This window comes from Falsirhodobacter xinxiangensis, from assembly GCF_004959935.1.
GTDB lineage: Bacteria > Pseudomonadota > Alphaproteobacteria > Rhodobacterales > Rhodobacteraceae > Falsirhodobacter > Falsirhodobacter xinxiangensis.
In genome coordinates this window covers 82,500-96,713 of the sequence record NZ_SMYN01000005.1, presented here as the reverse complement: position 1 = coordinate 96,713, position 14,214 = coordinate 82,500, and the positions used below count along the sequence as shown (strand labels likewise).

Annotated in this window: 13 protein-coding genes; 6 read left to right on the top strand and 7 right to left on the bottom strand. The window is 64.8% G+C overall.

Annotation, left to right across the window (positions count from 1 at the left end; translation table 11 throughout):
* Nucleotides 1-32: 32 nt before the first annotated feature.
* The 3 genes from E2K76_RS08100 (at nt 33) to E2K76_RS08090 (ending at nt 4,105) form a co-directional block, all read left to right on the top strand.
* On the top strand, nt 33-2,300 hold the full coding sequence (locus tag E2K76_RS08100) for an NADP-dependent malic enzyme (protein ID WP_136683798.1): 2,268 nt from the start codon (nt 33-35) through the stop codon (nt 2,298-2,300).
* 75 nt (nt 2,301-2,375) lie between these two features.
* Nucleotides 2,376-2,729 carry a hypothetical protein gene (locus E2K76_RS08095; protein WP_136683797.1) on the top strand — a complete coding sequence of 118 codons (354 nt, stop codon included), beginning with the start codon at nt 2,376-2,378 and terminating at the stop codon, nt 2,727-2,729.
* The gene (locus tag E2K76_RS08090; RefSeq protein ID WP_169053241.1) at nt 2,726-4,105 is read left to right on the top strand and encodes a sigma-54-dependent transcriptional regulator; all 1,380 of its coding nucleotides are present in this window, start codon (nt 2,726-2,728) and stop codon (nt 4,103-4,105) included. The genes E2K76_RS08095 and E2K76_RS08090 overlap by 4 nt, the downstream gene beginning before the upstream one ends.
* On the opposite strand, the gene E2K76_RS08085 is transcribed toward E2K76_RS08090, so the two are convergent.
* Nucleotides 4,102-4,863, bottom strand: a complete 762-nt coding sequence (locus E2K76_RS08085) for an NAD kinase (RefSeq protein WP_136683795.1) — start codon at nt 4,861-4,863, stop codon at nt 4,102-4,104. The genes E2K76_RS08090 and E2K76_RS08085 overlap by 4 nt on opposite strands.
* A gap of 142 nt (nt 4,864-5,005) precedes the next feature.
* Here E2K76_RS08085 and glyA point away from each other — a divergent pair, with 142 nt between their 5' ends.
* The gene (gene glyA / locus E2K76_RS08080) at nt 5,006-6,301 is read left to right on the top strand and encodes a serine hydroxymethyltransferase (RefSeq protein ID WP_136683794.1); all 1,296 of its coding nucleotides are present in this window, start codon (nt 5,006-5,008) and stop codon (nt 6,299-6,301) included.
* 73 nt (nt 6,302-6,374) lie between these two features.
* The gene (locus E2K76_RS08075; protein ID WP_136683793.1) at nt 6,375-7,139 is read left to right on the top strand and encodes an alpha/beta fold hydrolase; all 765 of its coding nucleotides are present in this window, start codon (nt 6,375-6,377) and stop codon (nt 7,137-7,139) included.
* A gap of 28 nt (nt 7,140-7,167) precedes the next feature.
* Here the strand turns inward: E2K76_RS08075 and E2K76_RS08070 are convergent, their stop codons facing one another.
* Genes E2K76_RS08070 through E2K76_RS08050 form a run of 5 tightly spaced genes read right to left on the bottom strand, consistent with a single transcriptional unit; the run spans nt 7,168 to nt 12,728 of the window.
* Nucleotides 7,168-8,097 carry an ABC transporter substrate-binding protein gene (locus E2K76_RS08070; RefSeq protein WP_136683792.1) on the bottom strand — a complete coding sequence of 310 codons (930 nt, stop codon included), beginning with the start codon at nt 8,095-8,097 and terminating at the stop codon, nt 7,168-7,170.
* Between the two features lie 20 nt (nt 8,098-8,117).
* Nucleotides 8,118-9,083, bottom strand: a complete 966-nt coding sequence (locus E2K76_RS08065) for an ABC transporter permease (RefSeq protein WP_136683791.1) — start codon at nt 9,081-9,083, stop codon at nt 8,118-8,120.
* Nucleotides 9,080-10,558, bottom strand: coding sequence for a sugar ABC transporter ATP-binding protein (locus tag E2K76_RS08060; RefSeq protein WP_394343933.1), 1,479 nt, complete (start codon nt 10,556-10,558; stop codon nt 9,080-9,082). The genes E2K76_RS08065 and E2K76_RS08060 overlap by 4 nt, the downstream gene beginning before the upstream one ends.
* Nucleotides 10,555-11,667 carry a Gfo/Idh/MocA family protein gene (locus E2K76_RS08055; RefSeq protein WP_220432183.1) on the bottom strand — a complete coding sequence of 371 codons (1,113 nt, stop codon included), beginning with the start codon at nt 11,665-11,667 and terminating at the stop codon, nt 10,555-10,557. Before E2K76_RS08055 ends, E2K76_RS08060 begins: the two co-directional genes overlap by 4 nt.
* Entirely contained in the window at nt 11,664-12,728 is a 1,065-nt protein-coding gene (locus E2K76_RS08050; protein WP_136683789.1) for a sugar phosphate isomerase/epimerase family protein, read from the bottom strand. The genes E2K76_RS08055 and E2K76_RS08050 overlap by 4 nt, the downstream gene beginning before the upstream one ends.
* 130 nt (nt 12,729-12,858) lie before the next feature.
* Between E2K76_RS08050 and E2K76_RS08045 the strand changes: the two genes are divergently transcribed.
* On the top strand, nt 12,859-13,827 hold the full coding sequence (locus E2K76_RS08045) for a LacI family DNA-binding transcriptional regulator (RefSeq protein WP_136683788.1): 969 nt from the start codon (nt 12,859-12,861) through the stop codon (nt 13,825-13,827).
* Here the strand turns inward: E2K76_RS08045 and E2K76_RS08040 are convergent.
* A complete protein-coding gene (locus E2K76_RS08040; protein WP_136683787.1) occupies nt 13,824-14,144 on the bottom strand; it encodes a hypothetical protein in 321 nt (106 codons plus the stop codon). The genes E2K76_RS08045 and E2K76_RS08040 overlap by 4 nt on opposite strands.
* Between the last annotated feature and the right edge of the window lie 70 nt (nt 14,145-14,214).

Below are 14,214 nucleotides of genomic sequence, written 5' to 3'. Positions count from 1 at the left end.
GTTTAATATTAAACCAACTCGCGGAGGGCAGCATGACCGAGAACAAACGGCACCCGGCACTGGATTATCACGAATTCCCCAAGCCCGGCAAACTGGAGATCCGCGCGACCAAGCCGCTGGCCAATGGCCGCGATCTGTCGCTCGCCTATTCCCCCGGTGTGGCCGAAGCCTGCATGGAGATCAAGGCCAACCCGCAGGATGCCAGCCGCTATACCGCGCGCGGCAACCTTGTGGGCGTGGTGTCGAACGGGACCGCCGTTCTGGGCCTTGGCAACATCGGCGCGCTGGCGTCCAAACCGGTGATGGAGGGCAAGGCCGTCCTGTTCAAGAAATTCGCCAATATCGACTGTTTCGATATCGAATTGAACGAGGCGGACCCGGTCAAGTTGGCCGAACTCGTCTGCGCGCTGGAGCCGACCTTCGGCGCGATCAACCTTGAAGACATCAAGGCCCCCGACTGTTTCATCGTCGAAAAGATCTGCCGCGAGCGGATGAACATTCCGGTCTTTCACGACGACCAGCACGGCACCGCCATCGTCGTCGGCGCCGCTGCGACCAACGCGCTGCATGTCGCCGGCAAACGGTGGGAGGATATCAAGGTCGTCTCCACCGGCGGCGGGGCGGCAGGGATCGCCTGCCTCAACATGCTGCTGAAACTGGGCGTGCGTCGCGAGAACGTCTGGCTGTGCGACATCGCCGGCCTGGTCTATGAGGGCCGGGTCGAGGAGATGACGCCGCAAAAGGCCGAATTCGCGCAGGCGACCGATCTGCGCACGCTGGCCGATGTGATCGAAGGCGCGGACCTGTTCCTTGGCCTGTCCGGCCCCGGCGTTCTGAAGCCCGAGATGGTCGCCCGCATGGCCGACCGTCCGATCATCTTCGCGCTGGCCAACCCCAACCCGGAGATCACGCCCGAGGACGCGCGCGCCGCCGCGCCGACCGCGCTGATCGCGACGGGCCGGTCGGATTATCCGAACCAGGTCAACAACGTGCTGTGCTTCCCCTTCATCTTCCGCGGCGCGCTGGATGTCGGCGCGACCACGATCAACGACGAGATGAAGATCGCCTGTATCGAAGGCATCGCCGCCCTCGCCCGCGCCACCACCAGCGCCGAGGCTGCCGCCGCCTATCAGGGCGAACAGCTGACCTTCGGGGCGAATTACCTGATCCCGAAACCTTTCGATCCGCGCTTGATGGGCGTGGTCGCGACCGCCGTGGCCAAGGCCGCGATGGAAAGCGGCGTCGCGACCCGCCCGCTGGACGATATCGCAGCCTATAAACGCCAGCTCGACAGTTCGATGATCCGCTCGTCGCTGATCATGCGCCCGGTGTTCGAGGCGTCGGCACAGTCCAGCCGCAAGATCGTCTTTGCCGAGGGCGAGGATGAGCGCGTGCTGCGCGCCGCCAACGCCATGCTGGAGGAAACCGACGACAAGCCGATCCTGATCGGCCGCCCCGAGGTCGTCGCCGCCCGCTGCGAACGCGCAGGGCTGAAGATCCGCCCGGATGTGGATTTCGAACTGGTGAACCCCGAAAGCGATGCGCGCTATCGCGACTACTGGGAAACCTATCTGGGGCTGGTGGGCCGTCAGGGCGTCACCCCCGAGGTGGCCCGCGCCGTCATGCGGACGAACACCACCGCCATCGGCGCGGTCATGGTGCACCGGGCCGAGGCCGACAGCCTGATCTGCGGCACCTATGGCCAGTATCTGTGGCACCTGAACTATATCCGGCAGGTTCTGGCGCGGGACGGTCTGCGGCCGATCGGCGCGCTCAGCCTGATGATTCTGGAAGATGGGCCGCTGTTCATCGCCGATACGCATATCAATTCGGAACCTACCCCCGAACAGATCGCGGAAACCGTGCGCGGCGCGGCGCGGCATGTGAAACGTTTCGGCATCGCGCCGAAGGTCGCGCTGTGTTCGTCCTCGCAATTCGGCAACCTCGACAATTCGTCGGGGCGGCGGATGCGCGAGGCGCTGTCGCTGCTGGATTCGTCCGAGCCCGACTTCGCCTATGAGGGCGAGATGCATATCGATACGGCGCTTGACCAATCCACGCGCGACCGCGCCTTCCCCGGCGCGCGATTCGACGGGGCGGCCAACGTGCTGGTCTTTGCCCATTCGGATGCGGCATCCGGCGTGCGCAACATCCTGAAGACGAAGGCGAATGCGCTGGAGGTCGGGCCGATCCTGATGGGCATGGGCAACCGCGCGCATATCGTCACCCCGTCGATCACCGCGCGCGGATTGCTGAACATGTCGGCCATCGCGGGAACTGCGGTCGCGCATTACGGTTGATGGACAAAGCGGCGCAACCGGCTGGACATTGGCGCGCGCTGGCATAACCTTGCGCGTGTTCAACGATGTGTGACAATGAGTGAAGACTGCCCTCCTTCCGGCCAGACGCCTGCCGGGTTCGATCTCGACAGGTTTCACCAGCTTCTTGCTGTCGTCGGCGCACACCGGCAGCTTTTGCTGGATCATGCGATCAGCGATCTGTCGAAGGTCCGAAACGGGCTTGGGGTGGGCGACGTGCCACTTGCGGCGATTCGCGAGCACAGCCATGTGTTGTCCGCGCTTGCCGGGACGCTGGGCGAAACGCGGTTGCAGGCCATGTCCGAAATGCTGAACCGCGAGTCCCATGCCGGGCGGACCGGAGACATCCCGGCCATCCTTGACCGTCTGGACGATCTGCTCGGTTTTCTGGGAAGGCAAAAATGCGCATGACACCAGCCGCAGATACCGTCATCGACCCCGGCCCGATCCTTCTGATCGAAGATACGCCCGCGCTTCAGATGGTCTATCGCTCGGTCCTTGCGGCGGCGGGATACAAGGTCGTGACCGCATCGACCTTTGCAGACGGGTTGGCCCGGTTCCTCGATACCAACCCGATGGTCGTGCTGCTGGATCTGGTGCTGCCCGACGGGGACGGGCTGGACCTGATGCAGGAAATGCTGCGCCTGTCGCCCGATGTGCGGGTGGTGGTCATCACAGCGAATGGGTCGATCACCCGCGCGGTCGAGGCGATGCGGGCGGGCGCACATGAATTTCTGGTCAAACCCTTCGACGAACAACGATTCCTTGGCGCGGTCGAGAATGCGGCGGCGCGGGCGCAGCGGACGGACCCGGCGGCACATGGGCCGTTCCTCGGCTCCTCGCCCGCGATGGGCCGCATCCATGCCAAGATCGCCTCGGCGGCGCGGTCGATGGCAACGGTGTTCATCACCGGCGAAAGCGGCACCGGGAAAGAGCTTTGCGCCAATGCCGTGCATGATCTGTCGGGCCGCGCATCCGGCCCGTTCATCGCGCTGAACTGCGGCGCGATCCCGCAGGATCTGCTGGAATCCGAGGTGTTCGGCCATGTGAAGGGCAGCTTCACCGGCGCCATCGCCGACAAGCCGGGCGCCGCGCAGGCTGCGGATGGCGGCACGCTGTTCCTGGACGAGATCTGCGAGATGGCGCCTGCGCTTCAAACCAAGCTGCTGCGGTTCCTGCAGACCTCGATGGTGCAGCCGGTGGGCGCGGTCCGCCCGCGCAAGGTCAGCGTCCGTATCGTCTGCGCCACCAACCGCGACCCGCTGGAGGAGGTGCGCCGCGGCCGCTTCCGCGAGGATCTGTATTACCGCCTTTACGTCGTGCCGATCCACATGCCCCCCCTGCGCGACCGGGGCGAGGACGTGATCGAGATTGCCGAGGCCGCGCTGAAACGCTTTGCCGCCGAGGAGCAGCGCCATTTCGACGGCTTCGCCCCAGAGGTGAAGTCACTGTTCCGCCAGCATCCGTGGCCGGGCAACGTGCGCCAGCTTCTGAACGTGATCCGCAACGTGGTCGTATTGCACGAGAGCGGAACCATCAGCCTTGGGATGCTGCCGGAAATGGTCTCGGACGGCGGCACGCAATACAACGCCCCGATCGAGGTCGCGCCCCCATCGGGCGATCCGCATCTGGACGGGCTGATCGGGCGCACCCTGTCCGAGATCGAGCAGATCGTGATCGAGGCCACCATCGCCCAGCATGGCGGGTCGATTCCCAAGGCGGCGCGCGTGCTGGACGTCTCGCCCTCGACCATCTACCGCAAGCGCGAGACCTGGACGAAGCCCTAGACGAACTGTTCGCGGATCAGCCGTTCTTCCAGCCCATGGCCGGGATCGAACAGGATGCGGTGGCGGATGTTCGGCTCGGACCGGATTTCCACGACGGCGACATCGCGGACCGACCGACCATCGGCATCGGCCATGACCGGGCGCTTGGACGGGTCCAGCACGTCGAACCGCACCACCGCCGTCGAAGGCACCAGCGCCCCGCGCCAACGCCGGGGGCGGAACGGCGCGATGGCCGTCAGCGCCAGCACATCCGCCCCGATCGGCAGGATCGGCCCATGCGCGGAGTAATTATAGGCCGTGCTGCCCGCCGGCGTTGCCACCAGCGCGCCGTCGCAGACCAGCTCCTCCATCCGCATCCGCCCGTCCACGGTAATCCGCAGCCAGGCCGCCTGCGGACCCGCGCGCAACAGGCTGACCTCGTTGATCGCCAGCGCCTCGTGCACGTGCCCGCCGACGGTTTCGGCCCGCATGGCAAGGGGGTTTATGACCTCCTCCTCGGCCAGCGCCAATCGATCGGGCAGGTTTTCCAACGCGAAGGCGTTCATCATGAACCCGACCGTGCCACGGTTCATGCCATAGACGGGGACGTTGCGCTCCCGCGTCTCGTGCAGGGTCTGTAGCATGAACCCATCGCCGCCCAGCGCAACGATCACCTCCGCCTCCTCGGGCGCGCTTTGCCCGTGGATCGCGACAAGCGCCTCCATCGCGGCAAGGGCGGGCGGGGCTGCGCTTGCGGTGAACCTGATCTTCATCGGCATCTCCTTGACCCCGCATCCTTGGCCGGGGCGGGCCGGGAACTCAAGGCGGTTCGTGGAAATTCCCGTTCCTGTCGTTTTCCAGCCTTTCTGCGCCGCGCGGGCTGCGATAAACAACCGCAATCCGCAAGCGCAGGAGAGCATGATGACCGCCCCGCATATCGAAGCCGGCTATTTCACCAAATCCCTCGCGGACAGCGATCCCGAACTGTTCGGCTCCATCCGCGACGAGCTTGGCCGCCAGCGCGACGAGATCGAGCTGATCGCGTCCGAGAACATCGTCTCTCTGGCCGTTCTTCAGGCGCAGGGGTCGGTGCTGACGAACAAATACGCCGAAGGCTATCCGGGCAAACGCTATTACGGTGGCTGCCAGTTCGTGGATGTCAGCGAAACGCTGGCGATCGAACGCGCGAAAAAGCTGTTCGACGCGAAATTCGCCAACGTGCAGCCGAACTCCGGCAGCCAGATGAACCAGGCCGTGTTCCTTGCGCTGTTGCAGCCGGGCGATACGTTCATGGGGCTGGACCTGAATTCGGGCGGGCACCTGACGCATGGCTCGCCGGTGAACATGTCGGGCAAATGGTTCAACGTGGTCAGCTATGGCGTGCGCCAGCAGGATCACTTGCTGGACATGGAAGACATCCGCCAGAAGGCGCTTCAGCACAAACCGAAGCTGATCGTCGCAGGAGGCACGGCTTACAGCCGCGTCTGGGACTGGGCCGAATTCCGCAATATCGCGGACGAGGTCGGCGCCTATCTGATGGTGGACATGGCGCATATCGCGGGTCTGGTTGCCGGCGGCGTTCATCCCTCGCCCGTCCCGCACGCGCATGTGGTCACGACGACGACGCATAAATCCCTGCGCGGCCCGCGTGGCGGCATGGTGCTGACGAACGACGAGGATATCGCGAAGAAGATCAACTCGGCGGTGTTCCCCGGCCTGCAAGGCGGCCCACTGATGCATGTGATCGCGGCCAAGGCGGTTGCCTTCGGAGAAGCCCTGCGCCCCGAGTTCAAGCAATACGCCGCGCAGGTGAAGGCAAACGCCGCAGCCATGGCGGACGAGTTGATGAAGGGCGGCATCGACATCGTATCGGGCGGCACCGACAATCACCTGTGCCTTGCCGACCTGCGCCCGAAGAAAGTGACCGGCAAGGCGGCCGAAGCTGCCCTCGGCCGTGCCCATATCACCGCGAACAAGAACGGCGTGCCGTTCGACCCGGAAAAGCCGTTCGTCACCTCGGGCATCCGTCTGGGTGCCCCCGCAGGCACGACCCGCGGCTTCAAGGAAGATGAGTTCCGCCAGATCGCGCGCTGGATCGTCGAAGTGGTCGATGGGCTGGCCGCCAATGGCGAAGGCGACAATGCCGAGGTCGAGGCCAAGGTCCGGGGCGAGGTTCAGGCGCTCTGCGCGAAGTTCCCGCTCTATCCGTCGCTGTAAGGGATCGGGGGCCTTCGGGCCCCCTTTTCATTGGGGCTTGCACGGCGGGCTGGAAGCGGCCACTTTTCGGCCCATGCTGAACACCGTCACCTTCCCCGCAGAAACCCCTTCCGATCTTCCGCCGATCCTGATCGTGCACGGGCTCTACGGCTCGGCCCGGAACTGGGGCGGCATCGCGCGGGGGCTCGCCAAGAGCCGCACCGTGCTGACCGTGGATCAGCGCAACCACGGCGAAAGCCCGCATCTTCCCACGCAAAGCTATCCCGACATGGCCGCCGATCTGGCCGAGGTGATCCGCGCCAATGGCGGCCTTGTCGATCTGCTGGGCCATTCGATGGGCGGGAAGGCCGCGATGCAACTGGCGCTGACCGATGGCGGACTGGTCCGCCGCCTGATCGTGGCCGACATTGCCCCGGTCGCCTATGGCCATGACCAGAGCCACCATGCCCGCACCATGCGCGCGCTGGACCTGACCGGGCTGACCTCGCGCGGCGAGGCGGATCGCAGGCTGGCGGCAACGCTGGACGATCCGGGCCTGCGCGCCTTCTTCCTGCAATCGCTGGACCTGAAGGCGGGGCGATGGAAGCTGAACCTTGACGTGCTGGAGGCGGAGATGCCGAAGCTGGTCGGCTGGCCCGAAACGGAAGGGCGGTGGGATGGCCCCGCACTGTTCCTGTCAGGGTCGAAGTCGGACTATGTACTGCCAGAGCATCGCGAAAATATCCGCCATCTTTTCCCCGATGCGCGCTTTGCCAAGATTCCCGGCGCGGGACACTGGCTTCATGCCGACAATCCGCGCGCGTTCGAAGAGACGGTCCGCATCTTCTTCAATTCGTGAAAAGGGCCCCTTTCGGGGCCCTCTCGCATCAGAACGGGCTGTCTTCGAAATAGAAGTCTTCGGCATTCTCGGGGGTGATCAGTTCCGAACCGATGATGAATTCGCCAGCCACCGGCGCGGGCGAGGTGAAGCGCAACGCGGTCAGTTCGATCGCCGTCGCGATCATTGCGGGCGGATAGGTCACGTTCACCGGAACCATCGGGTCTTCGTCGCGGATGCGTGCGACCATTTCCTTCATGCCGGCGCCGCCAACGACCCAGATGCCGTCTTCGCGGCCAGCTTGGCTGATGGCTTCCAGCGCGCCGGTCGCCATATCGTCATCGGCAGCCCAGACGGCGTCGATTTCCGGGAATTTCGACAGGAAGTCCTGCATCACTGTGAACGAGGTGTCGCGGTTCCAGTTGCCATGCTCCATGCCCAGCACTTCGATGTTGGACCCTTCGATGGCAGCGTTGAACGCCTCGACCCGCTCGTTGTCGACGGTCGATGCGATGCCGCGCAGAACGACGATCTTGCCGCCCTCGGGCAGAGCCGAAACGAAGTATTCGCCCGCAACGCGCCCGAAGCTGGGGTTGTCGCCCGCGACATACAGATCCTCGATGCCGTCTTCGGTCAGGCCGCGGTCGACGACGGTGACCCATTTGCCATCTTCGGCCACGCGCTTGACCGTCGGGGTCAGCGGCTCGGATTCGAAGGGCAGCACGACCAGCGCGTCGATGTTGCGGGTCGCGACCATATCCTCGATGTCCGACACCTGTTTCGACGGGTCCGACGCGGTGGTCAGAACGAAGTCGAGGTCCGGGTATTGCTCGGCCAGACGGTCGACCGTCGCCTGCGCGTGATAGTTCAGGCCGCCCGCCCAGCCATGGGTCGCCGCCGGGATCGAAACCCCGATGGTTTCCGCCATGAGCGGGGTGGAGAGCGTGATGAGAGCCGTCGCCGTCAGAAGCTTCTTCATGATTATCCTCCCAGAAGAAATTAGCGTTCCGCCTTGCCTTCGCGCTGCAGCACGACCGCAAGAATGATGATGATGCCTTGGATCGCGCCGTTCAGATACGGGCTGACAAGGTCGGTCAGGTTCAGAAGGTTGCCGATCAGGCCAAGGATCAGCACACCGACCACCGTGCCCCAGACCCGGCCGAAACCGCCCTTCAACATGGTGCCGCCGATGATGACCGAGGCGATGGCTTCAAGCTCCCACAGCACGCCGGTCGATGCCGATGCCGAACCCAGACGCGGCACATACATGATCGTCGCGACGCCCACGAGGATGCCCAAAAGCACATAGGTCAGCGTCTTCACCCGGATCACGTCCACCGCGGAATAGCGCGCGACCTGTTCGTTCGAACCGATGGCGGCGCAGTGGCGGCCGAATGCCGTGTGGCGCATTGCGATCTCGCCCAGAATCGCCACGACGGCGAAGACGATGATCGGCCAGGTGATGCCAAGGATGCCGTCGTAATAGACCGGGCGGTAGGCTTCGCGCACGCCCGAATCCAGCGACAGCGTGCCGCCATCCGCCAGCCAGGTGATCAGGCTGCGATAGATGCCCATGGTGCCCAGCGTCACGATGAACGCCTCGATCCGCGCGCGGGTGATCAGAAGGCCGTTGACCGCACCGCCGAACAGGCCCGTCGCCAGCGCGACCAGCATCCCGACCAGAACCGTGCTGAAGCCCGCGCCCATCGTCGGCACCAGATAGTTCATCGCGATGATCATGACCCCGGCGACGAAGGCCGCCATCGACCCGACCGACAGGTCCAGCCCGCCCGCCGTGATCACGAAGGTCATGCCGACCGCGATGATGCCGATGAAGGCCGACCGCGCCAGCACGTTTGTGATGTTGGCATAGCTCAGGAAATTCTCGTTCAGCCCGACGCCGACAAGGATCAGCACGACCAGTGCGGCAACGGGGCCGATGGCGTGCAGGTTGATGTTCTTCATGCTGCCTCCTCCAGACCCATGGCGAGGCGCACGATGGTCTGTTCGTTCACGTCAGTTCCCGAAACCTCGCCCGCGACATGGCCCGCATGCATCACGATCACGCGGTCGCACAGCCCGATCACCTCGGGCAGTTCGGACGAGATCACGACCACGCTCAGCCCCTCGGCGGCGAGTTTCTGGATGAATTGATAGATTTGTTGCTTGGTGCCGATGTCGATGCCGCGCGTCGGCTCGTCGATCACCACGATCTTGGGGTTCGCCAGCATCGTCTTGGCCAGCAGCAGCTTCTGCTGGTTGCCGCCCGACAGGTTGCCCGCGCGGACCTTGCGGTGCGGCACCCGGATGTCGAATTCCTTGATCGCCTGCGTCAGCGCCGCATCCTCGGCCTTGCGGTCGATGAGGCCCTTGGAAAACTTCTCCAGCGCCAGAAGCGTCAGGTTCTCGCGCAGTGGGAAATTCAGCAGAAGGCCGCATTCCTTGCGGTCTTCGGTCAGATAGGCGAGGCCCGCGGCCATCGCCGCCTTGGGATCGTTCGCACGAATCTCGGTCCCGTTCACGCGGACGGTGCCGGTGCGGTCGCGCAGGCCCGCGATGCCCTCCATCAGCTCTGTCCGGCCCGCGCCGACCAGCCCGGCCAGTCCCAGAACCTCGCCCTTGCGCAGGGTCAGTTTCGCGGCCTTCACATGGCCCGGAACGGTCACGTCGGCTTCCAGCACCACCTGATCGCCGCAGGGCAGTTTCGGTGGGTAAAGATCGGAAACGTCGCGCCCGACCATCGCGGTCGCCATCTGATCTTCGGTCATGCCGCGCGTCGCCGAATGCACCTGCGTTCCGTCGCGCAGCACGGTGATCCGGTCGGCCAGTCGCCGCACTTCGCCCAGCTTGTGCGAGGTATAGAGGATTGCGACCCCTTCGGCCTTCAACCGTTCGACCTGTTCGAACAGCACTTCCGTCTCGCGGTCGGTCAGAACGGCCGTCGGCTCGTCCATGATCAGCACACGGGCGTTGCGCGACAGGGCCTTGGCGATTTCGACCATCTGGCGGTCGGGCACGGAAATGTCGCGCACCTTGGCATCGGGCCGCGCCTTGCAATGCAGGCGTTTCAGCAGCGCCAAGGTCTCCTCGCGCATCGTCTTGTGGTCAAGGAACATGCCCTTGCGCTTCTCGCGGCCCAGAAAGATGTTCTGCTCGACCGTCAGTTGCGATGCGAGGTTGAATTCCTGATGGATCATGATGATCCCGGCATCCTCGGCCTCGGAGGATGCGCCGAAGGTCACGGGCTTGCCATCCACCAGCACCTCGCCCACGGTCGGGTTCAGATAGCCCGACAGGATCTTCATGGTCGTGGACTTGCCCGCGCCGTTTTCACCGATCAGGGCGTGAACCTCGCCCTCGTGCAGTTCCAGATCGACGCCGTGCAGCACCTCGACCGGGCCGAAGCTGCGGCGCACGCCTTTCAGGGCCAGACGGATCATAGCTTCACCCATGCCGCGTTGCGTTTCGACGATCGCAGGCAGGCGTCGATGAACGCCATTCCAGCCAGCCCGTCGCGCAGGGTGGGATAGATCGCCTCGGTCTGCTCGCCCGCCTGATGCGCGCGGATGGCGCGGGCGGCTTCGGCATAGATGTTGGCGAAAGCCTCCAGATACCCCTCCGGGTGGCCGCCGGGAACGCGGGACACACGGGCCGCGTCCGGGTGGTTGCCTGCACCATTGCGGGTCAGCATCCGCTTCGGCTCGCCAAAGGGCGTGAACCACAGCACGTTGCAATCGTCCTGCGACCATTCGATGCCGCCCTTGTCGCCATAGATGCGAAGGCGGATGTTGTTCTCGTTGCCGGGGGCGACCTGGCTGATCCAGAGCATCCCCTTCGCACCACCCTCGTAACGGGTCATGATATGCGCGTTGTCGTCCACCGCACGGCCCGGCACGAAGCTGGTCAGATCGGCGGCAAGCTCGGACGGCTCCTGCCCCGAAACGAAGGCGGCAAGGTTCCACGCATGGGTGCCGACATCGCCGATCGCCCCCGCGCCGGCCTGTTTGGGGTCGGTGCGCCAGTTCGCGCCCTTGGTGTCCACCGCCTCGGTCAGCCAGTCCTGCACATATTCGACCTGCACCAGACGAACCTTGCCCAGATCGCCCGCCGCGACCATCGCCCGCGCCTGACGGATCATCGGGTATCCGGTGTAGTTATGCGTCAGGATGAACAGCGCGTCCGAGCTTTCGGCGGCGCGGGCCAGCGCCTTGGCATCCGCCCCGGTCGCCGCCAGCGGCTTGTCGCAGATCACGTGGATGCCGCGTTTCAGAAATTCCCGGGCCGGGCCGACATGCATGTGGTTCGGGGTCACGATGGCGACAGCCTCGATCCCGTCCTTCTTTCGCGCCTCGGCCTTTGCCATATCGGCAAAGCTGTCATAGCCGCGAATGCCAAGCGCATCCGCCGAGGTCCGCGCGGTTTCGGGATTGGAGCTGAGCGCCCCGGCGACAAGCTGGAACTGCCCGTCCATCCGCGCGGCAATACGGTGCACGCCGCCGATGAAGGCCCCTGCCCCGCCGCCAACCATTCCAAGCCGGATCGGTCTCATGTCTGCTCCTCCAGTCCAAGCATACGGCGATTCGCGGCCATGTCGGTGCCCGAGGCGGCAAAATCGTCGAAAGCGCGGTCGGTCACACGGATGATGTGATCGCGGACGAACTGCGCCCCTTCGCGCGCGCCATCCTCGGGATGCTTCAGGCAGCATTCCCATTCGACCACAGCCCAGCCCTTGAAACCGTTCGCCGTGAGTTTCGAAAAGACCGCGCCGAAATCCACCTGCCCGTCGCCAAGGCTGCGGAAGCGGCCCGCGCGGTCCACCCAGGTCTGGAATCCGCCATAGACGCCCTGACGTCCGGTCGGATTGAATTCGGCATCCTTGACATGGAACATGCGGATACGGTCGGCGTAAATGTCGATGTTGTCCAGATAATCCAGCGCCTGAAGCACGTAATGCGACGGGTCATACAGCATGCAGGCCCGCGAATGGCCCTTCACCCGGTCCAGGAACATCTCGTAGCTGGCGCCGTCATGCAGGTCTTCGCCGGGGTGAATCTCGTAACAGATGTCCACGCCGCAATCCTCGGCATGGTTCAGGATCGGCAGCCAACGGGCCGCAAGCTCGTCGAAGGCGGTCTCGATCAACCCGGCGGGGCGCTGCGGCCAAGGATAGACGAACGGCCATGCCAGCGCGCCCGAAAAGGTCGCCATCGCGTCGATCCCAAGATGCTTCGACAGGGTCAGCGTCTTCTTGACCTGATCGACGGCCCATTCCTGCCGCGCCTTCGGCTTGCCGCGAAGATGTTGGGGCGCGAAGGCGTCGAACGCCTCGTCATAAGTGGGATGGACGGCAACCAGCTGGCCCTGGATATGGGTCGAAAGCTCCGTCACCTCGACGCCGTTCTCGCGCGCCTTGCCGGCCCATTCCTGCGCGTAATCCTTCGATGCCGCCGCCTTGTCGAGGTCGATGAGCTGCGACGCCCCCGACGGAACCTGAACGCCAAGATATCCTGTATCCGCGGCCCATTTCGTGATACCGTCCCAAGTGTTGAACGGCGCGGTGTCGCCCGCGAATTGCGCGAGGAAGATCCCCGGCCCTTTCATCGTCCTCATCGTCTTCTCCCTTATCGACGGCAGAGCTAGGTCTGCAATCGGTTGCATCAACCTTAATTCGAGGCTGTAATCGTTTGCAATATGATTCGGACGCTCGACCGGAGGGGATTGGCGGAGTAATGATCACAGGATGAACAGGCCACGGATCACCGACGTTGCACGCCTTGCGGGGGTTTCAACCGCAACGGTTTCACGCGCGCTTTCGCGCCCCGAACGCGTCAGCGCCGAGACGCGCGCGACGATCGAACGCGCGATCGCCGAGACCGGATACCGGCTGAACCACGCGGCGCGGAACCTGCGCCATCAGCGCACGGGCAGCATCGTGGCGCTGGTGCCGAACCTCGCCAACCCCTACTTCTCGCAGATCCTTTCAGGGATCGCGACCGTGCTTTCGCCCGCGGGCTACAACCTGCTGGTGGCCGATACGCGCACGACGAACCCGCTGCGCTATGCCGATCCGTCGCATGCGGATGGGCTGATCGTTCTGGACGGCTCGGTTCCGCCGTCGGTGCTGATCGAACGGCCGACGGTGGTGGTGTCGGAACAGATCCCCGGCCTGTCCGCGCCCGGCGTTCTGATCGACAACGAGGCGGCAGCGGCGATGGCGGTGACGCATTTCGCCGATCTGGGCCATCGCAAGATCGGCCATGTCACCGGACCGCGCGGCAACGTGCTAACGGAACAGCGCCTTGCGGGGACCGAGCGCGCCGCCTCCGCGCGCGGCCTGCCCGCCCCCGTCTTGATCGAGGGGGACTTCTCGCTCGCCTCCGGTCGTCGCGCGGCACAGGCGTGGCTGGAGATGACGGACCGCCCCACGGGCATGTTCCTCGCCTCGGACGAGATGGCCTGCGGCTTCATCGGCGAATTGCAGCGCCACGGGATCGGCGTTCCGCGCGACGTGTCGGTCATCGGCTTCGACGATATCGAAATGGTCGAACACCTAACGCCGGGCCTGACGACGATCCGTCAGCCGCGCGGCGCGATGGGCTGCGTGTCGGCGGAACGGCTGCTGGCCATCCTGAACGGCAACGACGACGAAAGCGACACGATCCTGCCGGTGGAATTGATCCTGCGCGCCTCGACCGCGATCCCGCGTTAGGGCAGGTCGGGCGCCACGGTCAGGATCGCGGTCCGCCCCTGAAACCGGAACACATGGCGCGACAGCGGATGCGGGATCATCCGTTCGGCCAAGGTGACGTCCACGGCAAACCCCTTGGCCGCCAGATGCGCCGCAATGTCGTGCCCGGCAGACGGATCGTCACCCAGCACACGGACGTTCACGGAATCGATGCCCCGAAGCTGCCCTTCGATCTGGCTGGCCACTTCGGGCGGCAGGGGGTTCGCCTGAACCTTCTCGAACCCTTCGCGCGAAAGGTCGGGGGCCGGTTCGAAACCGGGCTGGTTCTGGTCTTGCATGGCCTGTTTTCCCTTGTTCTTGCCCAATGGCTACCACAAAGGCCCGGACCGGCGGGACCGGGTCTTGCCC

Coding starts and splice junctions, on each gene's coding strand:
- E2K76_RS08090 (WP_169053241.1), top strand. CDS start 2,726: ATGACACCAGCCGCAGATACCGTCATCGACCCCGGCCCGATCCTTCTG.
- E2K76_RS08070 (WP_136683792.1), bottom strand. CDS start 8,097: ATGAAGAAGCTTCTGACGGCGACGGCTCTCATCACGCTCTCCACCCCG.
- E2K76_RS08100 (WP_136683798.1), top strand. CDS start 33: ATGACCGAGAACAAACGGCACCCGGCACTGGATTATCACGAATTCCCC.
- E2K76_RS08060 (WP_394343933.1), bottom strand. CDS start 10,558: ATGATCCGTCTGGCCCTGAAAGGCGTGCGCCGCAGCTTCGGCCCGGTC.
- E2K76_RS08085 (WP_136683795.1), bottom strand. CDS start 4,863: ATGCCGATGAAGATCAGGTTCACCGCAAGCGCAGCCCCGCCCGCCCTT.
- E2K76_RS08075 (WP_136683793.1), top strand. CDS start 6,375: ATGCTGAACACCGTCACCTTCCCCGCAGAAACCCCTTCCGATCTTCCG.
- E2K76_RS08050 (WP_136683789.1), bottom strand. CDS start 12,728: ATGAGGACGATGAAAGGGCCGGGGATCTTCCTCGCGCAATTCGCGGGC.
- glyA (WP_136683794.1), top strand. CDS start 5,006: ATGACCGCCCCGCATATCGAAGCCGGCTATTTCACCAAATCCCTCGCG.
- E2K76_RS08045 (WP_136683788.1), top strand. CDS start 12,859: ATGAACAGGCCACGGATCACCGACGTTGCACGCCTTGCGGGGGTTTCA.
- E2K76_RS08095 (WP_136683797.1), top strand. CDS start 2,376: ATGAGTGAAGACTGCCCTCCTTCCGGCCAGACGCCTGCCGGGTTCGAT.
- E2K76_RS08040 (WP_136683787.1), bottom strand. CDS start 14,144: ATGCAAGACCAGAACCAGCCCGGTTTCGAACCGGCCCCCGACCTTTCG.
- E2K76_RS08065 (WP_136683791.1), bottom strand. CDS start 9,083: ATGAAGAACATCAACCTGCACGCCATCGGCCCCGTTGCCGCACTGGTC.
- E2K76_RS08055 (WP_220432183.1), bottom strand. CDS start 11,667: ATGAGACCGATCCGGCTTGGAATGGTTGGCGGCGGGGCAGGGGCCTTC.